Raw genomic sequence first — 20,050 nt, 5'->3', positions numbered from 1 at the left:
GTCAATAAACTACACTGGATAAATAAACAGACAGTTGGTTAATTACGCTATGCGGCGCAACAATATATTATGATGGGTAAGGGAGTAAATTGGTCAGAAATATAGTCACTCATGGTGTGTTAATTTTGAGAGTAGATGATCGGCCAATAAATAATTTTAGTTTTAAAGATAGGCTGTGAACCGGCGAGTTGTGAGCCGGGGATGTGGAAAAAGAGCAGGAAGTAATTTACCATGAATGGTGCTTTAACTGGCGTTCAGACACTTTACCAACTCAATAACATTGCCATTTTTCAGTCTTTTAATGTTAGCCGGGTGGGTCACGCTACATTAACAGGCTCCTTAGACTTAAGAGCCTGTCAATACAGCCAGTTAACTGTTTTTATACTATTAACTTTAAAAACCAAAGCTCAGCGCACCACCGTCAACAGCAATTTCCTGACCATTTATATAGCGACCTGCGTCACTCAGCAGGAAACAGAACACGGGAGCCAGCTCTGACCACGCGTCGCCGTAACGATGCAAAGGCATGCGTGCCAGAATTTTCTCAAGCCGCTGTGGATCGGCTACCGTGGCGGTCATGTTGGTTTTAACCCAACCTGGCGCGACAGCGTTAACCAGCACGTTTTGTCCAGCCCACTCCACCGCCAGGCCACGCGTTATACCCATTACAGCCGCTTTAGTGGAGCAATAAGGTGTGACACCATCGAAGCCGAGATGTGCAGCCATCGAGCTGACGTTAACGATACGCCCGACATATGGCGACTGTCTCAGCCAGGGTAGCAAAGCTGGCTGGTGCGAAATAATGCATCAACGTTCAGGGCATGAATCTCGCGCCAGAAATCTGACTCAACCTCATCTGCACCAATACGCCGGGTTTTGCCGGCATTATTCACCAGAAAATCGATACCCTGCTGTTCAGCGACGTTACTGATTGCTGCAGCAAGCGCTGCTTCATCCGTGATATCAACGGAAATATCGATTACCCGGTCACTCCAGGGTAAATCAATGTCACGCTGCGTCGGGCGACGGCTGAAGTTGTAGACTTTAGCTCCGGCATGACCAAGCAGGTGCGCGACCGCACGGCCGATCCCTGCGGAAGCACCGGTGACTATGCCGCTGCGTCCTGATAGTGAGAAAAAGGGTGAGATAATATCGTTCATCCTTCCTCCTTACAGTTCCTGCAGATGCTGTTTCAGGAAAGTGAACCCCCAGCCGGCACCTTCACGTGCCCAGGCCTCACCGTTTTCAACCCGCATTTTGTTGTCGATGATGCCGTCGATCCAGTCGAAGGACTCACTCCCGTAAAAGTTTGGCACTGTGCACAACAGCGGAACATCATAATCTTTGTAGTAATGAGGTAACACAGGAATGTTATGCGCATGCGCCAGTAATGCAGACTGACGCCAGGCTTCTACGCCGCCAATACGGATGATGTCGGGCTGCCACAGGTCCAGCGCGTTGCGATCAATCAGATACTTGAGCGGTTCCATATCATATTCGCGCTCGCCCATAGCCAGTGCAATGCCTGTCTTTTGGCGGATTAGCTGATAACCGGCGAAGTCAGTGTGCGGCACCGGCTCCTCAAACCAGTGAATGTTGATACCTGCAGCAAGCGTAGACAACTTGATAGCATCCGGCACATTCATGCCCTGGTTTGCATCCATCATGATATTGAGCTTGTTACCCACGACCTCACGCACTTTGCGTAAACGCATTATGTCACGTTCAACACCACCTTTGCTCTCCGGCGTACCGACTTTGATCTTCACCGCGCCGAATCCCCGAGACTTATAATCACTGACTTCATCAATCAGTTCCTGATCGCTGTAAGAAAGCCAGCCACCCGATCCGTATACCGGTACTTTGTGTGTTGAAGCCCCCAAAATTTTCCAGACCGGTTGCTTCAGAGTTTTGCCCCATGCGTCCCACATTGCCACGTTTACAGTAGCCAGAGCCCATTTTTGCAGGCCGTTGTGGCCGAAATATTCGGTTTCGCGCTCAATCGCAGCTGTCAGTTTCGCCGTTTCATAACACTCAAACCCCACGACTGCGTCGCGCAGGTCGTTAAGTGCCCCGGTTATTGCCTGTGGTGAGTAGTGAAATGACAGCAGATAGCCTTCACCCGTGACACCATTATCCAGTTCGAGTTCAACCACATAGAAAGCAATCTGGCTGATGTCATGTGTCGCATCGGAAATTGGTTTACTCAGGGTAGATACAGCGCGGTAGACGTTCATCTTTTGAATAACAGGCATAGCGATAACTCCATTATTGATGTTTTTAAATCCTATACCGATATATTGGAAAAAGTGAAGGCCTGGCGCCGTTGTTAAATAAATATATTTATAAGAATATATTTATCAATAAGTTATAATTTGATTAAATATTTTTGTTACGTGTGTGTATTTTAATTGTGACTTTAATCACGTTTAAAATTACAAAAAGATCAAGTATCGATATATCGGTGAGCAGGGAAACTACTTTAGTTGTCCCGTTGAATGCATCGGCAACATCACACTTATAACGATTGACAGAACTCTGAGGATTACCCTATGTCCCAAAACGCCATCGTTTACCCACCGGAGCAATCGGCCGAACATGCCGGAACGCGGGAAGATCGCCGCAAGCTGACCTATGTTGTTGGCTCATCTCTGGCGGGCAACACCATCGAACAATACGATTTTATGATTTACGGCCTGGCGGCAACGCTCGTGTTCCCGCACCTGTTCTTTCCCAATCTGTCACCTTTTGCTGGCACCATCGTGTCGTTTCTCACCATCGCCATAACTTTCTTTAGCCGCCCGCTCGGTGCAATTTTCTTTGGTCACTACGGCGATAAGATCGGCCGTAAGAAAACGTTGATCATCTCCATAGTGATGATGGGGCTCGCCACATTTGGCATCGGTTTGATTCCAAGCTATGAGGTGATTGGCAACTTTGCGCCTGTGTTGTTGGTGTTTCTGCGCCTCTGTCAGGGTTTCGCTATTGGCGGCGAGTGGGGTGGTGCTTCCACTATGATTGCCGAATATGCCCCCGCAAACCGTCGCGGCTTTTTCGGTACGTTTGTACAACTTGGCAACAGCATAGGTTTATTCCTCTCGACAGCTGCATTTGCGCTGGTCGCCAGCTTGCCGGATGAGCAGCTCTTTTCATGGGGCTGGCGCGTTCCGTTTCTGGTGAGCGTTGTACTGTTAGGCCTTGGCCTGTTTATGCGTAGCAAAGTGGATGAAACGCCGGTATTCCTTGAGGCGCAGAAGAAAAAAATGCAGCAGCCAAAACAGTCAATGCCGCTGATGCGCCTTCTGAAAACTCATCCTCGCGCTATTCTTATTACGGTAGCGATGCGTATGACCGAGTTGGTGCTCGCTTACTGGATTGCGGTGTTTTTTACCTCCTACGCCACTACCACGCTGGGTTTGTCGCGTGATATCCCTCTTATTGCGATAGCTATTGCCAGCGTAGTCGGCACCTTTACCTTTTATTCTTCGGTCACCTTTCCGATCGTATTGGCCGTCGGCCGCTCTATCTGACAGGCGTTTCATTAGCGCTAATCTTTGCGTTCCCGTTGTTCTGGATGATCGGTAGCGGCTCTGTACCGCTGTTCATCTTTGCCATCGTGTTCAGCTACAGCATCATCTATGGGCTGATGTACAGCATTCAGCCTGCACTGTTTACCGAATTATTCAGCACCGAAGTGCGTTACTCAGGCGTATCACTGGGTTCACAGCTGGCCGGCGTGATAGGGGGAATGACTCCGATGGTATGCGCCTTCCTGATCAAATGGAGTGATGGGGCAGCCTGGCCGCTGTCGCTCTGGCTGGGTGCAATGGCGCTTATTACCCTGTTCGCCACGCTGAAAACAAAAGAGACCCTGCATCAGGATCTCTCTACCGACAGAAGTGAGTAATCAGCTTTTCAGAACGCAGTGGCGTTCGCTTTGGAGGAAAAATGGAAAGTATTAAGGTTATCGCACCGGGGAACTGCTGGTTGAAAAGCTGCCAGCACCCAAGCCGGCGGCTGGTGAGGTACGGGTGAAAATCAGTTACGCCGGCATATGCGGTTCTGACCTGCACATTTATCACGGCTCACATCCGTTCGTTAAATATCCAAGAGTCATCGGCCATGAATTTGCCGGTGTGATTGAGGCGGTCGGAGATGGAGTATCCGCCTCCAGGATTGGACAGCGTGTTTCTGTAGATCCTGTTGTCAGTTGCGGGCATTGCTACCCCTGCTCAATTGGACGTTCGAACATCTGCCATAACCTGCAAGTGGTTGGGGTACACAGGGAGGGCGGCTTCAGCGAGTTTTGCTGTGTACCGGACTCACTTGCCTATAACGTACCGGATAATATTAACGCACCTGCAGCTGCTATGGTTGAGCCGTTTTCCATCGCTGCCAATATGCTGAACCGCACCGGTGCCAGCGCACGGGATGTGGCGCTTGTCTATGGGGCAGGGCCGATTGGTCTTACGGTGGTTCAGGTACTTAAAGGCGTTTACGGCGTTAAAAAGTTGATAGTGGCGGACCGCTTGGATAGCCGCTTAAAAGGCGCTTTAGAAAATGGAGCGGATGTTGTGGTGAATAACAGCGAAAAAGAACTGGCGAGCTGGCTGCAGGAACAAGGTATTGCTCCGACTCTTGTTATCGATGCTGCCTGTCATCCATCGATATTTGCAGAGGCGACACAAATCGCTGCACCTGCCGGACGCATTGGTTTAATGGGCTTTCCGGCAGAAACATCGTCAGTGGTACAGCGTTTTCTCAATGCCAAAGAGTTGACGGTTTACGCGTCGCGCCTTAACAACAAGCTTTTCCCGACGGTGATCGACTGGATGGCTAGCGGCAAAATTCAGCCCCATAAACTGATAAGCCACCGCTTCGACTTTCACGATATTAAGCAGGCACTGAATCTGTTTGAGACCAATCCAATGGCATGCTGCAAAGTGCTGCTGCAATTTGACGAGGAATAATTTATGGCACGTTTATTATGCCCTTCTGTTTACAGTGTGGATTTCAACCTACTTCAGCAGTCCATCCAGGCTTTAGACGCAGCAGACAGTGACATCTTTCACGTCGATATTATGGACGGTCATTTCGTTCAGAATCTGGCGCTCAGCCCGCAGGATTTGCGCGTAGTACGCGACAATACTAAAAAGCGCGTTGATGTACATTTGATGATTGAAAATCCGGGTCGCTATATCGATTTGTTTGTTGACTGCGGTGCAGACATTCTCTATGTACACCCTGAATCGGAAGTACATATTGCCCGAACGCTGGACCGCATTCGGGCTCATGGAAAAAAGGCTGGTATCGCGATTAATCCTGGTACTTCAGTGGCTACCATCCAGGAGCTCTTACCACTGGTAGATTACATCATGATCATGGGCGTCAATCCCGGGTTTGCCGGTCAAAAGTTTCTGGACTACATAACGCCTAAAATAGACCAGCTGGCAGCCCTGCGTGAACGTTATGGTTTCCAGACGCTGCTTGATGGCGGTATCAATTTTGATTCACTTGATCGCCTCAGTCAGCTTGATATTGATGGTTTTGTCGTGGGGCATGACCTGCTGCACAACCAACCTGCCAGCAGTTATGTGGAAATTCTGGATCGGGTTCGGCATATAACTGGCTAATCACCCTCATGTTAAGCCGCTGCTGCGGCTTAACATCCTCCCGGTGCGCAGGTAAACTGTTACTTTATCCCCACTCAGGGCAGAGCAGATGCTGAACACTCCCGTCACGGCAAAGATGCAGATTTATGAATGGCTAAAAAGCGAAATCATCATTAATCGCCTGCGGCCAGGAACCATCGTAGAGAAAAATGAGCTGAAGGAACAGTTTAACGTATCGCTGACGCCTCTACGAGAAGCGCTGATTTTACTGTCGCATGACGGACTGCTGGAAGTTAACCCCAACCTCAATACGCGTGTCACACTGATTGATATTAATATTGTCCGTGAGTCCGTATTCATTCGCGCAGCGCTGGAGGGCAGTATTGCTGAAGCACTGGCCGAAAAAGGCCTGACCCCGGAACAACTGGAAGGACTACAGGTTATTCTGGACGCGCATGCGGATGCTCTGAGACGTAAAGAGATAAAAGAAGTATATCAACTCGATTTTAGTTTCCATCAGCGACTGAGCGAGTTATCCGGCTATCAGTCGTTGTGGAAACATGTTGAACAGTATCGTATACACATCGATCGTGTTCTCAACTGCTCGCCGGATAACTTTCAGCTGATTCGTGCCTCGTTCAATGACCATAAAAAAATCATTGAAGCAATACAACAGCGTTCAGCTACGGTAGCACGTAATCGCATGCGTAAACATGTATCTCGTATAATGCAGGACATAAACAGCCTGCCAGACGAGTATCTACTGAAGGGCAAGAACTGAGGGCAGTAGTTCTAATCTGCCCTAAACGGATGTAGCATTATTAAGAGTGCATAATGCCTTCTTCAGATTAACGGTTTCTCGTTCAGTATCATCGGCGTAAGAAAATCCAGACGTTCATCAAGAGCCATATAAATAAACCAGCGCAGATTAGAGATTATGTTTTCAGAAAGGCGCGCAATATCACACAGCAACACTTCCTCCTTCTCAACGTTTCGAACGTCATAAACTTTGTCTGTTTGAAGTGGTCAACAAAAACTGGCCACTGCGTTAGAATATTTCCAGTATCGATTTTCCGATTCGTTGGGTGGTAACCCGCCGTTATATTCGTGCGGTCTGAGCGCACTGTAATATCCATCGGTATAATCTGTTATTGCATGAGTAGCATCACTGAAGTTTATGTAACCTGTTACCGGCACCCATTCATTCTTCAGGCTCCTGAAGAACCGCTCCATCGGGCTATTATCCCAGCAGTTTCCACGTCGGCTCATACTCTGTTTGATCCGGTATCGCCACAGTAATTGCCGAAACTGCCTGCTTGTATAATGACTGCCCTGATCACTGTGGAACATCACTCCGTCTGGCTTGCCGCGAGCTTCCCATGCCATTTTCAGCGATTTGGCCCTCAGTTTGGTATCCGGGGAGAACGACATTGCCCAACCCACCGGCTTCCTCGCAAACAGATCGAGAACAACTGCAAGGTATGCCCAGCGCTTACCTGTCCAGATAAACGTCACGTCGCCGCACCACACCTGATTTGGCTCTGTCACTGCAAACTGCCGCTCAAAAACAGATCGAGAACAACTGCAAGGTATGCCCAGCGCTTACCTGTCCAGATAAACGTCACGTCGCCGCACCACACCTGATTTGGCTCTGTTACTGCAAACTGCCGCTCAAGGTGATTAGGGATAGCGACGTGTTCATGGCCGCCGCGTTTATATCGATGAGTCGGCTGCTGGCAACTGACCAGCCCCAGCTCTTTCATCAGTCTACCAGCAAGCCAGCGTCCCATCCGATAGCCTCTCTGGGTTGCCATTGTGGCGATGCTCCCTGCTCCGGCAGAACCATGGCTGATGTTATGCAGCTCCATCACCTGGCTTCGTAATACAGCCCGTCTACCGTCTGGTTTTTCAGGACGGTTTTGCCAGTATTTGTAGCTGCTACGATGAACCCCGAACACGTGGCAGAGAGAGGCCACTGGATAACGCGCCCTGAGTTTCCCAATTAACGAGAACTGTTCAGGGAGTCTGACATCAAGAGCTCGGTAGCCTTTTTTAATATTTCTTTTCCCATTTCAATATGTTATAGTTTTTTTAGCTCACGTATTTCGATTTGTTCCGGGGTTATTGGAGAGGCGTTTGACGTTTTCCCTGCCGCTCATCACGTAGCTGTTTTACCCATTTCGTCATCGTAGAAAGCCAACGTCCATGGCCTTAGCAGCCTGAGCGGCTGTGTAATTTTGATCGACAACCAACTGGGCTGATTCGCGTTTGAATTCAGGACTAAAATTTTTTCTTTTCATTGGTGCACCTGTGTTGTTCTGAGGTAAGCATATCACCTCTGTTCAGGTGGCCAAATTCAGTAAACCACTACACCGTGCGGAAAGAATTGGAACCGGCGGCATATCGTCAGACGATCCTGATGCTATCTATAAGCTGGAGCTAAAGCTTGAAAATCTCCAAAAATCTCATGCAATAATGATTGCCGGTAATAAGGTGCTCCGCAAAAAATCATTGTCAGACGAAGACAAGATAGAGCAGCTTTTCTGTCTAGGCTTCAGCGAAAAACACGCAAAAGAAGTTGTTTAAGCAGTCTACGGCGAGACAGGATTTCCAAAATACAGATTATCGAACAGCAACGCCAATATTAAAGCAACTGAGAAGCGAATCAATGAGCTTAAAAGCGTAAAGAAAATAGATGCCGAGACGAAAACATATAAGGGCTTTGAATTTGAGATTAATACAGAAGATAATCGAATTCTGTTCCGGTTTGACAGTCGTCCCCGCCAGGACGTTTGTTCTCTTATGCGCAGGCACGCTTTTAAATTTAGTCCAACGCGTAATAATGCCTGGATTCGACAGATAAACCCAAATGCTTTAAGAGCAGCCAGGCTTCTCACAGAGGAACTGCAAAAATTATTGTAAATCTTAAGGGGTATTGCCCCTTATTTTTTATTGAGTCATGTTAAAAGGAGTGTGTAATGAATTATTTTGAATCAGCCGAAGGCGAAACAATCGACCGTAAACGGTTGTAAAAGAATTGAAGGATCATGGTGCTTCTGAAATAGACCAGATAGATTTTTTCAGTAAATATCCACCTGAGCATGATGCATTTGACGCTTAAGCAGTTCTGATTTTTTTGGCTATTAAGAGGTAATGATGCGTTATGAGTGATTTACATAATTCACCTGCTTTTAGAAAACGATACACAGGAATTTTCTTACAGGTTGTGCTTACGATTTTTTTAATCATATCAATTAAATGGTATTTTAATGCAACAAAAGAGGCGTTAACTAACCTGACTTATTTTGCTAATGATCGATATTCTTTAACCTCATTGTTGATTTTCAGTCCAACGCTTTTTCTTATGCTTGAAATTTTGTTGAACGGATTCAATAAGCTCGTTTTATATTCGATGAAAAAGTTAACGAAAATTAAGCCAAAAGACAGGCTTGCACTTCATCGATTTATGGCTGACATACTAAGGCTATTATTTGTGTCTTTTGCCCTGTACTACACTTCTGATGTGCTTTATGCACAGGGCAGTAAGCTGGCAAGTGATCTTCGCTTTATAGTCTTGGGGTTTGTCTGGGCGGGTTACTACGGGTTTGTTCTGACGCGTATTATCACAAACATTATCCAGAGTTTTGAGGATGCAAACGCCTCCCTGTATGAATGATAAAAATTGCGCATGCGCAACGTTTTGGTTTTGCTGGCAGTAGTGCTTTGTAAATCAGTAAGGTGATTTTAATTTATAATCAACGTGTTATCAAAGTAAGCGGAACTGTTGCTTGCGGATTTCAGAACCCTCTTTTCAACTGTTTATATGTACAGTTTTTAATAAGGAGGTGAAACATGAACTTGCATATTTTTAGACCAACAGAAGAAGAATTACTAATCAGCGCCCCGTTCTTTATGGAACCTGTGAAGGCCCGGTTTCCAAGCCCTGCGGCTGGCTATGAAGAAGCTGAACTCAACTTACATCAATATTGCGTAAATCATCCCAGTACTACTTTTTTGTCAGAGCATCCGGCTCATCAATGCTTGAGGGGGAATATCAAATAACGATTTACTTGTTGTTGATCGTTCTTTAACTCCTGAAGATGGCGATATAATTATTGGCAGCATCGATAATGAATTCACGGTAAAAATGCTAAAAATAAAAGGTGACAGACCGTGTTTAATGCCTATGAATCCTCAGTATTCCCCTATCTATTTTGACCCTGATACATTTCAGGTATGGGGCGTTGTTACGTTCATTATAAAGAGAACGAACAATGTGCGCGCTTGTTGATGTTAATTCTATGTACTGTAGCTGTGAGACAGTTTTCAGACCTGACTTGCAGGACAGACCTGTAGTTGTTTTGTCAAATAACGATCTGAGTGGTGGGAAAAGTTAGTTAATTTGATGCTGTTCATGTCAGCAGCTCTGGAGAGTTTTTTGGTCTGCTATGAGCGTGAAGCGGACGTCAAAATCATGGCGACAGGGTAGTTATGCCACATTAAACATAACATCCCTGTTGCGTAAGGCAGTAAAAAGCCCGCCAGAGACGGACTTTTTACTGCCTTTGAAAAAACAGCTCAGGAAGCGGAACTGTCAGAGCGACTTCTCCGGCTGACCAGGCCGCCTCTGCGTCCGGCCTCACTGGCACGTTCAGGGCTGTTTTTAAAGTTTCCGCCGCTGGCCTTTCCGCCTTTTCTGCCTGCTTCAGCGGCCCGTTCCGGGTTCTCCGCAAAGTTTCCTGCCCCACCACGATGTGCTGCCATAACCCCTCCACGGGAAAAATGTGCGTTATCACACCATTAAGCGTAGCCGTTTTTATCCGTAAATTTAGTTTTATACAGAAATAATCAATGCAAGCGAAACCGCTGACAGCAAAAGATTACCCCACCCCGGCGACCGGTGAGTGACCAGCGGGAGTGCAAAAAAATCCCGCCATGATGGCGGGAAACCGAGAATTTTCAGTTAATTACTTTTTTATGGCCCGGATGCTCTGTCTGCCATACAGCTCACACAGAAAAAACGCAGGCCCGGCAAACAGCATCGCAAAAAAAGCACCCTCGTCAGGGTGCTGACAGAAAAAGGTCTCGTTTTATCAGGATTCCCCTGGTGCCGGGCAAAACAGTTATCGGGCCATTTTCAGAATGCCTTAGTGCACGGGTAATTTTTTTAATTCACGTTGTCGCGCTGTACACGTCAGGAAACAGGGGAGCGGCTTCTCACCGGGCCTTAGAAGGCCGAAAGAGTAAAAAACCCCGCCATCTAGAGCGGGGTGAACCAGAGACAAGATTCAGAATTCCTCACTGTGACCGGGACCAGCAGGCACCGGCACTCTCTGAGTCTGGAGAAAAATGCTCTGCTGCACAAGCAAACCGGTACACACAGGCTGACCAGTTTCGCCTTGCGGCAAAAAAATCCGCCGTACGGCGGGAACATGAGGATTTCAGGTTTTTTATAATTCTTGTGGCCCGGCCAAGCACCGGAGCGCCAGCCTGGCGAAAAAACAAAAGGCTGGCAAGCGTCATCGTTAAAACGGCGCCGTTTTTCCGACTGATCCCACCCTGGCGGATTTAACATAAGAGTTCTAGCCCGCACCTCCTGAGAGGCCCTCAGCGTGTTTCTGGCGCGTGCGGGTCGTTTAGTGCACCTTCTCATGTTCATACAGTGAAAAAATATTCCTGATGATTTTGGCGTGCCTGCATGACTATGCAGCGAGATCTGTTCTCCACAGATTAGTGCATGCAGATGCTGGAAACGTCCGCTTCTGGCACAAAGCGGACTGACACGCGGGCCAATGTCCGCTATCAGCGAAAAGCGGATCTTTGCAATTTATGCAGCAGACAGCGATTTTGCTGGGACATTTGAAAATTGATTGAACTAAAGCTGGTCACGACATGCCCTTCACATAAAGCAGCAATCTCAAACAGGTGGTTTACTTAACTTCACGGATCATACGATGAAATGAGTCATTGGCACGTCAGTTCCCGGACCATAACTGTTACCAATTCACCAGCAACTACACGTTGCTCTTGCTCTACCCATCCTAAATTTCTGTATAAAGACTGCTTGTCAGGAGTGTAGAGCCAAAGCTCTGTAATACCTTGATTAGCAGCTAACTCAATAATGCGTTTAATCAGTTTAGAACCTATCCCCTGACCTCGATGAGTTGAGCGTGTAATCACCTCTCCTAACCAGTAAATACGCGCCGGATCATCCTTAAGCTCATAACAGATGAGGCTACCGGCAGCAGTCACTGTATTTTGTGCATCTAAAGCCACTAAGGTGAATTGCTTACTATCGGTAGAATTACGCTCAATAAGACGGGTACGAATTTGTTGTAGTCCCGCCCAGGAAGGCAGATGTGACCATTCATTAAACAGCAAATCCGTTGTAGCATGAAGATAATCAGGGTGATCCATTAGGTTTTTAATTCGCATTTTTAACCTGACAGTTGTGGATTTGAAGTTCTTTATAGCGCCAGTATGTATCCATCATCAATTAAATAAATTCTGCTAAATCGACTGGTCCTACGGCTTCATAAAAATATTCTTTCGAGTAAGCGGCAATGTCCGCTTTTGGCACAAAGCGGACTGACACGCGGGCCAATGTCCGCTATGAGCGAATAGCAGACGTTCAGACTGGTATAAGTAAAAGCAGAGCGAGAGGTATAGTTATTGACGCTTAATATCAGTCGGCTTGCGTGAAACGAAAGACTTTGGCAGCATCCCGCTCATTACGCCGTCCCGGTCGATCATTGCATGCTTGAGAGCAATCAGAATATGCCCGGCGATTAAAGCGCCCATTGTGAAGGCAAGAGTGACGTGAATATTTTTCATCAGTTCATAATATTCGGGATGCGGTGCGGTCAGTGGCGGCAACCTGAATGACCAGAGCACCATAATCGGCTTGTCAGCAACCGAGCTCCAGAGCCATCCGGATACCGGCAGTGCGATGAGGCCTGCTGCGTATATCACAAAATGCCCAGCATGGGCGGCCCTGCGCATGACTGCACTCATGCTGTCCGGTAAAGGCGGAGCAGGATGCGTCAGACGCCAGGCTATACGTATGACGACGAGTAACAGTAACGTACTCGCCAGAGCTTTATGAGCGATGGTGAGCGAATGGTCCTCGTTAAGCTCATCGCGCCACGTTACCGCAACATAGCCAACAAACCAGGCTCCAATCCAGATGAAAGCCATCAGCCAGTGAAGAAACTTAGCCAGGGACGTGAAATGCTGAACCTTAACGGGGGACATAAATATGCTCCATGCAGTCAAAACGGAAAGGTGGCAGCTGGCTGGTAGCGCAGCTCTATATGAGTCAGCAGCTTACGCACCACCGCTACTGAGATAATTTTCAGTAGCGGTGGTTCGCCAGCACAGGCGCACCAGACAGCTGTCAGGGCTTCCAGCGACGCAGAGAGGTGTGGTCTTCATACGGAAGCTTTGAAGGCAGAGAAATCAGTTCAATGACGCTGCCCCACGGGGTGCGGCCATAGCAGAAAAAGTTATTCTCTCCGACCTCGGTCGGGAACATCAGGGGCTGAGGAGAGGTAAACATTTTACCGCCTGCCCGCTCAAACAGGCTGACAGCCTCGCTGATGTCATCAACATATACGGCAAAATGCTGCAGGCCGTAATCGCTGGGGCGTACGGGCTGGCTTTGCTCTGGCCCCTTCATCTCAAAAAGCTCCAGCCCGGGGCCATGCTTGAGCTTCATCATTCTTACCGTGGTAATTTTCGTTCCCGGAAACAGGTTCAGAATGCTTTCCGTTTCTTCGCCTTTTACGTCGTCATCTGACGGTGAAACAGAGTCATAGATAACTTCTGCGCCAAAAGCCTCAGAAAAGAAGCGGGTGGCCTCATCAATATCGGAAACGGTAATGCCGACGTGGTCCATACCGCGAATAATGTCGGTAGACATAGTTTTCTCCCTGTGGTTTTACAGATATGTGTGACGTTAAAAATCAGCCCTGCCTGCCCGCCATTTTCGCGAGCGCACTGAGCTGGGCCGTAATCAGGCTGCGGGTGTCCGCATCCGTTATGCTGCCGGTTTCCGGGTCAAGCCGGGATGGCGCCTTTCCTATCATGACCTCTGGCTTGTTAAGCACTCTGCCATCCAGAAAGACCAGAATCTGGCGCAGGTGATACTGCGCCCGCGCACCGCCTGTGGCACCTGGTGACGCCGTGAGTATGGCAACGGGCTTGCCGGCGACAGGGGTGTCGGGCAGGCGGGAAAGCCAGTCCAGCACATTCTTCAGCGCGCCAGGCACGGAGTAGTTATATTCAGGCGTAACGATAATCAGACCGTCCGCTGCCGCTATCGCTTTTCCCATTGCAACAACCGCTTCCGGAAACCCCTGAGCCTGCAGGTCTGCGTCATAGTGGGGTATGTCAGCGACAGAGCCGAGCGCGCTGACTTCCACGCCTTCCGGCGCCAGCAGGTCAAGGTTACGGGCCACAACGGCGTTGAAAGAACCCGCGCGAAGGCTGCCCAGCAGTGAGACAAATTTCAGAGGTTGTGCCTGAGACATAACTGCTTCCTGTGCTTTGAATGAATTTCCGGCAGCGCCGGCGCTTTGTTTACGGACTGACTTAAGCCTGGTGTAGAATTACACATCGATAAACGTGCTATGAGTCGACAGAGAGTCAACTTTATGTCTACCGGATTTACTGCTGAATCCCTGCGGGGAATTACCAATTTCGTCACGACGGCCAGGTCGAGCAGCTTTACTGAAGCTGCAGAACAGCTGGGCATCACAAAATCTGCCGTTGGAAAAAGCGTGGCGCGACTTGAGGAAAGGCTGGGAACGCGGCTGTTTCATCGCTCAACCCGTAAGCTGAGCCTGACCAGTGATGGTGAAGCCTATCTGGCCAGCTGTCTCTCTGCGCTGGAGATACTGGATTCGGCTGAAAATACGCTCAGCAGGCGCCAGGACAACCCCGCCGGAACGGTCCGTATAGACATGCCGGCCTCATTCGGACGCAACCTGATGATGCCGGTGCTGCTTGAAGTGATGGCCCGTTATCCGGCTCTGCGACTGGCGCTGACCTTTAACGACCGGCTGATTGACCCGGTAGAGGAAGGCGTTGACCTGGTGCTGCGTCTGGGCGACCTGCAGAGCACCGATGAGCTGATTGCCCGTCGCCTGAGCCGGCAGCGCCTCATGCTGTGCGCATCCCCGCTTATATTGAGCGGCACGGTCAGCCCGGCAATATCGAGGCGCTGAAAAAGCACTGCTGCATAATGGGCTACCGACGCGGGGCGCCTCTTGCCTGGCGTCTGCGACCGGCCGGGGAACGGGAGATAAAGTTTATCTCCGGTTCGGCGCATCAGATAAGCGACGGAGACGCCATGCTTCAGGCCTGCCTGGCGGGAGCCGGCATTGCTCAGTTTCCGGAGTCGATGGTGAATGACCATATTGATGCAGGCAGCCTCGTTGCCGTTATGCCCGATTATATGCCCGTACCGGTCGAGCTGAACGTCGTCTGGCCCCGTACAAGGCACCTGATCCCTAAAGTCAGGCTTATCGTGGATGAGCTGCTCAGAAAGGCCGGCGAGGGGTATTTCGGCGCGATCAGGTAGAGTTTTTGTCACCACTCAGGGGATTTCAGGGTTATTTATCAACTTCCGGCAAACTTATATTCTGCACGTCTCGCTGCTGCCAGTAAGTACCGCACCGGTTTTTTAACGGAAACCGGCCGGTGCCATGCGCAGTCCAGACACAACCATATTTAACTGACAGGATATTTGTTATGCCATTTGCTCTCTGGGCGCTGGCGATTGGTGCATTCGGTATCGGAACCACTGAATTCATCATTGCCGGCCTGCTTCCCGTTATTGCCGCTGATTTCAACGTAAGTATTCCCGTGGCCGGAAACCTGGCGACGGCTTACGCCCTGGGCGTTTTTGTTGGCGCGCCGGCCCTGATTATTCTGGGCTCAAAAGTGCCCCGTAAAGCGATGCTGGTATTCCTGATGCTGCTGTTTGTGGCGGGTAATCTCGTGACGGCCTTTGCGCCGACGCTGGGTATTGCCATCCTCGGCAGGATTATCACGTCAATGACCCACGGCGCCTTTTTTGGCATCGGATCGATTATTGCTGCAGATATGGTCGCGCCGTCTAAGCGCGTCAGGGCTATTGCGTTCATGTTCATGGGGCTGACCGTGGCCAACCTTATCGGTGTTCCGGTCGGGACCTGGATTGGACAGCACCTGTCCTGGCGGGAAGCTTTTATGGCGATAGCCGCAATCGGAGCCATTACGGTTATCAGCGTCGGCATGCTCATCCCGCATCAGCCCCGCCCGGAAAACCATAATTTTGCGCATGAGTTTAATGCCTTCCGGAACATTAACGTACTGCTGGCAATGGGCATCACAGTCTTCGGACCGGGCGCATTTTTTACCTCAATCACCTATATCGCCCCCATGATGACGGAGCTGGCAGGCTACAGCGAAAGCAGTCTGGCATGGCTGTTGCTGCTGTTTGGTCTGGGGCTGTTTGTCGGCAATCAGCTGGGCGGCAGATACGCCGATCGCGCGCTGATGCCGATGCTTTATGTGACTCTGGCCGCGCAGGCCGTGGTACTGCTGGTATTTAACTTTACGGCCCACAGTCAGGTTATGTCGGCGATCTGTATTTTCCTGATGGCTGCTTTTGGTTTTGCGACCGTATCTCCGATCCAGAAACTGGTCATGGATAAGGCGCGGGCAGCTGGCGCACCAACGCTGGCCGCGGCCGTTAACATCGGCCTTTTCAATCTCGGCAATGCCGTCGGTGCCTGGCTGGGTGGCGCTGTGATTGCGGCAGGGTTCGGCCTGCAGTCGCCTAACTGGGCTGGCGCGGTACTTTCAGTCGTAGCGCTGGTCCTGGCTGTACTGTCGGGCCTGACGGATAAAACAGGACATGCTGCAGAAATGCACTAGTCGTATCAGGTTCTGTGAGTCAATAAGATGCACTGAATGATGATTTTGCTGATGTGGCGAACACACTGCTGCGCCGGCACGGAAAATGCAGTTTCAGCCGGTCTCATCTGAAACGATTAAGGCCAGATATTACCTGATACAGCTTTCAGTACAGTTAAAGTCCGGTACTTACGTACCGGACTTTAGTGAAACCTGATATTCCGGTTAAGTTACGCTTTGCAGCACTGACCCGCCGAAGGATTATCGCGAACTGTGCTGTCAGTGTGTCTGGTAAAAGCGGGCTATGCGGTGAAAAGCTTTTTTGGGTGCCCAGGGCGGCATCTGTTTTGATCGCGGATCGTCTTCCGGAAAGGTTTTAACCAGAGAAAAACTTATCATATCGAGATCTTTTGCCCCTTCTCCGGCGCGATAAGTCGGGAACGAAAATACATAAATAAAGACGCCATCAACCCCGGCACCGCTGAGAAGTTCAAGCTGTTCGCCAACATAATCAGCCTGCTCCTGTTCACTCCTGAGAGGCGGAATGCCCCCGCGAACTTACCGCTTCCATCCGGATTTACGCCCTCCAGAATCATAAAGCCGCCGGCACCTTTCTGTGCAGCACCTTCATAAGCGCAGCAGCCCACTTCCATTACCACAAAAGGCTTTTTACTGCGGTAACGTTCGATGCCCGCAACATATTCTTCTGCCGTTTCACCGTTCCGGTAATAATCCACACCTGTGATATCAAACAGATCCCAGTTTACGGTTTCCCAGCTACCGGCTGAATACGTTAAAGGTCCCCGGTATTCAGCACGCACCTCTGTCACAACTGAACTGAGCAATGCATTCAGCCTGACGGACGCCTCTGAGAAAAGCGCATACGCATTCTGCTCAGCATCATGCCCGGACTGTGAACCCATCCACGTTGCCCGTTCTATCACCGTATTACCGGGGAAAATACCTTCATTGAACATCGTAATTTCGCAACCACAGACAAAAACGATATCCACCCTTTCTTTTCTGAGAATCTCAGCTTCTCTGGCTGCCTGTTTAAAATAAGCAGGCAGTTCGCTGACAGGGACATTCATTTTCCAGGGATTGAAAAATACGGTCAGCCCGGCCTCGTGAGCAATGCGTGCTGCCGTCGTCAGGCGACTGATCTCTTCACCCTCGATACGTATTGCGTTGGCATGCAGCGGACCGGCAATTGCATTAATGTCATACCTGACCAGCTCCGGATCAAAATCTTCGACCGAATAAGGATTTTCCGCGACGAATTTCAGCCCGACATCATACACAACACCTTTATATTTCATAGGATTCCCCTTTTTTTGTCCTGCAGAAGAACTGTTACAGCCCGCAATCGCAAGCGCAGCAGTTCCGGCCATCATCCGGAACAGGGTTCTTCGGCTCAGTTTCATAATTTTCTCATTTTGAGGCGCTTCCAGGTTTAGTAGCCGGTACGGGTTATGATTCGCTTTAACATGGTTAACCCGCACTGACCGGGCAATGTATGTTCGTTATGTCCTGTCTTTCTTATTCAGAACGGATACGATAGGCAAATCAGGACCCCGTAACCTGCCACCGGCGGGCGCTGTACTGTTCATGCAGCGGAGCTTTTGATGTGCAGCTCCTGAATAACAAATTTTTAGCAGGCCCCATAACTAAATGTCACTCTGTGACATCCGTTTCAGCTGACTCTAAGAACACGCTAATGAATACACGCACCCTGGCCAGAAAAGCGATCAAAGAGCAAATCACCCTGACTGCATATAAAATGTTCAGGGAAAACGGGTATGAAAAAACAACGGTAGAAGCCATCTCAGGTGCGCTTGGCATGTCTGCGCGCAACTATTTCAGGTATTTTCCTGCCAAGGAGGATGTGCTTCTGGAGCCCACCCATGAGTTCAGGTCCCGTTTTCTGACAGTCTTCGCGAAAAGACTTGATACTGAGGAAATCTGGGAGGCAATGAAAAATTCAATAGCTGAATGCGCGCTGCACTTCACCAGTCAGCAGGAAGAAGAGATGCAGGCGTTTATCCGGCGTACGCCCGCACTGTTTTCACGACAGCTTGAGATATTTGAAAGTCTGGTTTCTGAGGCCACGGACTATTACGTACAGCATCATGCTGAAACACTGAGCAGGAACACGGTAAACGCTGTGATTCGGTCCGGTTTTGCCTGTCTTCAGGCTGTTCAGGGGGACAGCACTGAAATAGCGCCAGGTGAAGCGTTTATCACCCTGATGGCAGAAATGAAACCTGTATTCCTTGCCATGTCCCGATAACCAGACGGATCAGAAACCGAGCCATTTTAGCCCGATGCTATCGGCATGACGTAACGCCTGTGTTGGTGAGTTAAGCCATGCCTGTAGCCCATGTAAAACTATGCTTTTCTTTTACTCTCGTGATTTGCCAGTTGCCGGCTGAACTCGTCAGCTGGCCAGCCTTGTTGTAACGCTTCAAGCAACAGCTGCTGTTGCGTTTTGGGCACCAGACCACCCAGCGGCGGATCGGTATCAAGATTAGTCGGGAAGGAGTAACCTTCGCCACTCGCTGCCACAACGGCCTGTTGCTGCTCATCGCTTAATGGCTTACTCAGCAGAGTAGAGTAGATCGCCTCCATCACCCTGACATGATTCACTTTTTCCATGGTTTTGCCAAAGGCGGATGAGACCTGCAGCAAATTAGCCGTACGCACATGGTCCTGCGTGACGTTATTGCCCGCGGCATGGAACAGCGCCGGATTAAAGAACAACCCGTCGCCTTTTTTCAGCGGCAACTGAATGGCATGCTGCTGGAAAAATTCGATAAAACGCGGATCGCGCCAGGCCAGATAGCCCTCTGCATATTGCTGCGACCAGGGTAACAGCTGCGTCGGCCCTGATTCTATCGGCATATCGGTGTGCGCGACCGCACCCTGAAGCGTCAGATATTGAGACAGAATCTGCAGCGGCAGCGGGAAGCGGGCGACTACGTCATTAAGCTGGAAGCCCAGATGATAATCCCGATGCGGCTGTTGTGCTTTGCCGCCGGGACGAACCTGATTTACCTGTGCCGTGATTTCATAACCGGGGCCAACCCAGGCTTCGCAAATCAGCGCCAGTAAAGGGTTGCTGTAGTATTCAACGAAGACATCGGCATCACGCTCTGCGACTTTTTGCAGCGCATTCCAGACTCGCCCGTTGCTGCCCGCTCTGGCAAAGTGGTCGCCGCCCCCGCCGCTTGCCGCTTCGCTGGCGAGAATAGCCTCAAAAACCTTATTGCTGCTGTCTATAGCGGAAACGTCGCTGTATAAGCCCTGAACCACGAACACCCCGGCCCGCCAGACAATGCGTGATGCAGTTCACCCAGCATGGACTGACGATCGGTTCTGGCTGCCGCCATCAGATCGTCATGATGATAGATAAGCACATTCTTATCGGCGGAACGCGCCAGTGGAAAGTCGTCTTTACGCAGCGTCTGCGCGCAAAGCGTAGCAAACTTATCGAGAGAACTATGACTGTCATTTATATAGATGCTGTTCATGTTTTA

The 20,050-nt window shown here is 49.6% G+C and carries 21 protein-coding genes and 5 pseudogenes; 13 read left to right on the top strand and 13 right to left on the bottom strand.

Going from position 1 to position 20,050, the window contains the following annotated elements:
- Positions 1 to 393: 393 nt before the first annotated feature.
- Both O3W44_RS21035 and O3W44_RS21030 read right to left on the bottom strand, forming a co-directional pair.
- A pseudogene (locus O3W44_RS21035) lies at positions 394 to 1,160 on the bottom strand (SDR family NAD(P)-dependent oxidoreductase).
- Positions 1,161 to 1,169: 9 nt separating this feature from the next.
- Entirely contained in the window at positions 1,170 to 2,255 is a 1,086-nt protein-coding gene (locus tag O3W44_RS21030) for a mandelate racemase/muconate lactonizing enzyme family protein (protein ID WP_269294693.1), read from the bottom strand.
- Positions 2,256 to 2,552: 297 nt separating this feature from the next.
- Here O3W44_RS21030 and O3W44_RS21025 point away from each other — a divergent pair, with 297 nt between their 5' ends.
- The 5 genes from O3W44_RS21025 (at position 2,553) to O3W44_RS21005 (ending at position 6,393) form a co-directional block, all read left to right on the top strand.
- On the top strand, positions 2,553 to 3,530 hold the full coding sequence (locus O3W44_RS21025; RefSeq protein WP_269294692.1) for an MFS transporter: 978 nt from the start codon (positions 2,553 to 2,555) through the stop codon (positions 3,528 to 3,530).
- Positions 3,506 to 3,907 carry a hypothetical protein gene (locus O3W44_RS21020; RefSeq protein WP_331283454.1) on the top strand — a complete coding sequence of 134 codons (402 nt, stop codon included), beginning with the start codon at positions 3,506 to 3,508 and terminating at the stop codon, positions 3,905 to 3,907. The genes O3W44_RS21025 and O3W44_RS21020 overlap by 25 nt, the downstream gene beginning before the upstream one ends.
- A gap of 124 nt (positions 3,908 to 4,031) precedes the next feature.
- Positions 4,032 to 4,970: a Zn-dependent oxidoreductase gene (locus O3W44_RS21015; protein WP_269294691.1), complete on the top strand. Its 939-nt coding sequence runs from the start codon at positions 4,032 to 4,034 to the stop codon at positions 4,968 to 4,970.
- Positions 4,971 to 4,973: 3 nt separating this feature from the next.
- Complete coding sequence (locus tag O3W44_RS21010; protein ID WP_269294690.1) at positions 4,974 to 5,633, top strand: ribulose-phosphate 3-epimerase; 660 nt, start codon at positions 4,974 to 4,976, stop codon at positions 5,631 to 5,633.
- An 88-nt stretch (positions 5,634 to 5,721) separates the two neighbouring features.
- Positions 5,722 to 6,393 (top strand): GntR family transcriptional regulator, encoded by a 672-nt coding sequence (locus O3W44_RS21005; RefSeq protein ID WP_269294689.1) that lies wholly within the window; start codon positions 5,722 to 5,724, stop codon positions 6,391 to 6,393.
- A 62-nt stretch (positions 6,394 to 6,455) separates the two neighbouring features.
- Here the strand turns inward: O3W44_RS21005 and O3W44_RS21000 are convergent, their stop codons facing one another.
- From O3W44_RS21000 to O3W44_RS20990, 3 genes and pseudogenes are all read right to left on the bottom strand, one after another.
- Positions 6,456 to 6,584, bottom strand: a complete 129-nt coding sequence (locus O3W44_RS21000) for a hypothetical protein (RefSeq protein ID WP_269294688.1) — start codon at positions 6,582 to 6,584, stop codon at positions 6,456 to 6,458.
- 54 nt (positions 6,585 to 6,638) lie between these two features.
- Positions 6,639 to 7,178 (bottom strand): annotated as a pseudogene (locus tag O3W44_RS20995) (IS3 family transposase); the annotation flags it as partial.
- A gap of 11 nt (positions 7,179 to 7,189) precedes the next feature.
- Positions 7,190 to 7,912, bottom strand: a pseudogene (locus O3W44_RS20990) (IS3 family transposase); the annotation flags it as partial.
- A gap of 46 nt (positions 7,913 to 7,958) precedes the next feature.
- Here O3W44_RS20990 and O3W44_RS20985 point away from each other — a divergent pair.
- The 5 genes and pseudogenes from O3W44_RS20985 to O3W44_RS24720 form a co-directional block, all read left to right on the top strand.
- Positions 7,959 to 8,198: a hypothetical protein gene (locus O3W44_RS20985; RefSeq protein ID WP_269294687.1), complete on the top strand. Its 240-nt coding sequence runs from the start codon at positions 7,959 to 7,961 to the stop codon at positions 8,196 to 8,198.
- A 577-nt stretch (positions 8,199 to 8,775) separates the two neighbouring features.
- Entirely contained in the window at positions 8,776 to 9,288 is a 513-nt protein-coding gene (locus O3W44_RS20980) for a hypothetical protein (protein ID WP_269294686.1), read from the top strand.
- Positions 9,289 to 9,464: 176 nt separating this feature from the next.
- Positions 9,465 to 9,674, top strand: coding sequence for a hypothetical protein (locus O3W44_RS25100; protein WP_442954680.1), 210 nt, complete (start codon positions 9,465 to 9,467; stop codon positions 9,672 to 9,674).
- Positions 9,664 to 9,903: a LexA family protein gene (locus tag O3W44_RS25095; protein ID WP_442954685.1), complete on the top strand. Its 240-nt coding sequence runs from the start codon at positions 9,664 to 9,666 to the stop codon at positions 9,901 to 9,903. Before O3W44_RS25100 ends, O3W44_RS25095 begins: the two co-directional genes overlap by 11 nt.
- A pseudogene (locus tag O3W44_RS24720) lies at positions 9,887 to 9,988 on the top strand (Y-family DNA polymerase); the annotation flags it as partial. The gene O3W44_RS25095 and the pseudogene O3W44_RS24720, both read left to right, overlap by 17 nt.
- A 202-nt stretch (positions 9,989 to 10,190) precedes the next feature.
- Here the strand turns inward: O3W44_RS24720 and O3W44_RS20970 are convergent.
- From O3W44_RS20970 to O3W44_RS20950, 5 genes are all read right to left on the bottom strand, one after another.
- Positions 10,191 to 10,376 (bottom strand): general stress protein, encoded by a 186-nt coding sequence (locus tag O3W44_RS20970; RefSeq protein ID WP_269294685.1) that lies wholly within the window; start codon positions 10,374 to 10,376, stop codon positions 10,191 to 10,193.
- A gap of 1,200 nt (positions 10,377 to 11,576) precedes the next feature.
- A complete protein-coding gene (locus O3W44_RS20965) occupies positions 11,577 to 12,047 on the bottom strand; it encodes a GNAT family N-acetyltransferase (protein ID WP_269294684.1) in 471 nt (156 codons plus the stop codon).
- Positions 12,048 to 12,281: 234 nt separating this feature from the next.
- Complete coding sequence (locus O3W44_RS20960; protein WP_269294683.1) at positions 12,282 to 12,866, bottom strand: cytochrome b; 585 nt, start codon at positions 12,864 to 12,866, stop codon at positions 12,282 to 12,284.
- A gap of 142 nt (positions 12,867 to 13,008) precedes the next feature.
- A complete protein-coding gene (locus O3W44_RS20955; RefSeq protein ID WP_101986948.1) occupies positions 13,009 to 13,533 on the bottom strand; it encodes a VOC family protein in 525 nt (174 codons plus the stop codon).
- A gap of 43 nt (positions 13,534 to 13,576) precedes the next feature.
- A complete protein-coding gene (locus O3W44_RS20950) occupies positions 13,577 to 14,143 on the bottom strand; it encodes an NADPH-dependent FMN reductase (protein WP_269294682.1) in 567 nt (188 codons plus the stop codon).
- A gap of 123 nt (positions 14,144 to 14,266) precedes the next feature.
- On the opposite strand from O3W44_RS20950, the pseudogene O3W44_RS24715 reads away from it, so the two are divergent.
- Positions 14,267 to 15,195 (top strand): annotated as a pseudogene (locus O3W44_RS24715) (LysR family transcriptional regulator).
- A gap of 170 nt (positions 15,196 to 15,365) precedes the next feature.
- Positions 15,366 to 16,535 carry an MFS transporter gene (locus O3W44_RS20935; RefSeq protein WP_269294679.1) on the top strand — a complete coding sequence of 390 codons (1,170 nt, stop codon included), beginning with the start codon at positions 15,366 to 15,368 and terminating at the stop codon, positions 16,533 to 16,535.
- Positions 16,536 to 16,909: 374 nt separating this feature from the next.
- On the opposite strand, the gene O3W44_RS20930 is transcribed toward O3W44_RS20935, so the two are convergent.
- Positions 16,910 to 17,938 carry a glycoside hydrolase family 113 gene (locus O3W44_RS20930; RefSeq protein ID WP_269294678.1) on the bottom strand — a complete coding sequence of 343 codons (1,029 nt, stop codon included), beginning with the start codon at positions 17,936 to 17,938 and terminating at the stop codon, positions 16,910 to 16,912.
- A gap of 293 nt (positions 17,939 to 18,231) precedes the next feature.
- Between O3W44_RS20930 and O3W44_RS20925 the strand changes: the two genes are divergently transcribed.
- On the top strand, positions 18,232 to 18,804 hold the full coding sequence (locus O3W44_RS20925) for a TetR/AcrR family transcriptional regulator (RefSeq protein WP_269294677.1): 573 nt from the start codon (positions 18,232 to 18,234) through the stop codon (positions 18,802 to 18,804).
- 98 nt (positions 18,805 to 18,902) lie between these two features.
- On the opposite strand, the gene O3W44_RS20920 is transcribed toward O3W44_RS20925, so the two are convergent.
- Together O3W44_RS20920 and O3W44_RS20915 are read right to left on the bottom strand one after the other, a co-directional pair.
- On the bottom strand, positions 18,903 to 19,832 hold the full coding sequence (locus O3W44_RS20920; protein ID WP_269294676.1) for a phytanoyl-CoA dioxygenase family protein: 930 nt from the start codon (positions 19,830 to 19,832) through the stop codon (positions 18,903 to 18,905).
- Entirely contained in the window at positions 19,790 to 20,044 is a 255-nt protein-coding gene (locus O3W44_RS20915) for a hypothetical protein (RefSeq protein WP_269294675.1), read from the bottom strand. Before O3W44_RS20915 ends, O3W44_RS20920 begins: the two co-directional genes overlap by 43 nt.
- Between the last annotated feature and the right edge of the window lie 6 nt (positions 20,045 to 20,050).

This window comes from Pantoea sp. LMR881 (assembly GCF_027157825.1).
Classification (GTDB): Bacteria; Pseudomonadota; Gammaproteobacteria; order Enterobacterales; family Enterobacteriaceae; genus Pantoea; species Pantoea haifensis.
The sequence above is the reverse complement of the archived record's forward strand: the minus strand, read 5'-3'. Positions and strand labels throughout refer to the sequence as shown.

Coding starts and splice junctions, on each gene's coding strand:
- O3W44_RS20950 (WP_269294682.1), bottom strand. CDS start 14,143: ATGTCTCAGGCACAACCTCTGAAATTTGTCTCACTGCTGGGCAGCCTT.
- O3W44_RS20925 (WP_269294677.1), top strand. CDS start 18,232: ATGAATACACGCACCCTGGCCAGAAAAGCGATCAAAGAGCAAATCACC.
- O3W44_RS21025 (WP_269294692.1), top strand. CDS start 2,553: ATGTCCCAAAACGCCATCGTTTACCCACCGGAGCAATCGGCCGAACAT.
- O3W44_RS21030 (WP_269294693.1), bottom strand. CDS start 2,255: ATGCCTGTTATTCAAAAGATGAACGTCTACCGCGCTGTATCTACCCTG.
- O3W44_RS20965 (WP_269294684.1), bottom strand. CDS start 12,047: ATGCGAATTAAAAACCTAATGGATCACCCTGATTATCTTCATGCTACA.
- O3W44_RS20955 (WP_101986948.1), bottom strand. CDS start 13,533: ATGTCTACCGACATTATTCGCGGTATGGACCACGTCGGCATTACCGTT.
- O3W44_RS20960 (WP_269294683.1), bottom strand. CDS start 12,866: ATGTCCCCCGTTAAGGTTCAGCATTTCACGTCCCTGGCTAAGTTTCTT.
- O3W44_RS21010 (WP_269294690.1), top strand. CDS start 4,974: ATGGCACGTTTATTATGCCCTTCTGTTTACAGTGTGGATTTCAACCTA.
- O3W44_RS20915 (WP_269294675.1), bottom strand. CDS start 20,044: ATGAACAGCATCTATATAAATGACAGTCATAGTTCTCTCGATAAGTTT.
- O3W44_RS20980 (WP_269294686.1), top strand. CDS start 8,776: ATGAGTGATTTACATAATTCACCTGCTTTTAGAAAACGATACACAGGA.
- O3W44_RS20970 (WP_269294685.1), bottom strand. CDS start 10,376: ATGGCAGCACATCGTGGTGGGGCAGGAAACTTTGCGGAGAACCCGGAA.
- O3W44_RS21005 (WP_269294689.1), top strand. CDS start 5,722: ATGCTGAACACTCCCGTCACGGCAAAGATGCAGATTTATGAATGGCTA.
- O3W44_RS20930 (WP_269294678.1), bottom strand. CDS start 17,938: ATGAAACTGAGCCGAAGAACCCTGTTCCGGATGATGGCCGGAACTGCT.
- O3W44_RS20935 (WP_269294679.1), top strand. CDS start 15,366: ATGCCATTTGCTCTCTGGGCGCTGGCGATTGGTGCATTCGGTATCGGA.
- O3W44_RS25100 (WP_442954680.1), top strand. CDS start 9,465: ATGAACTTGCATATTTTTAGACCAACAGAAGAAGAATTACTAATCAGC.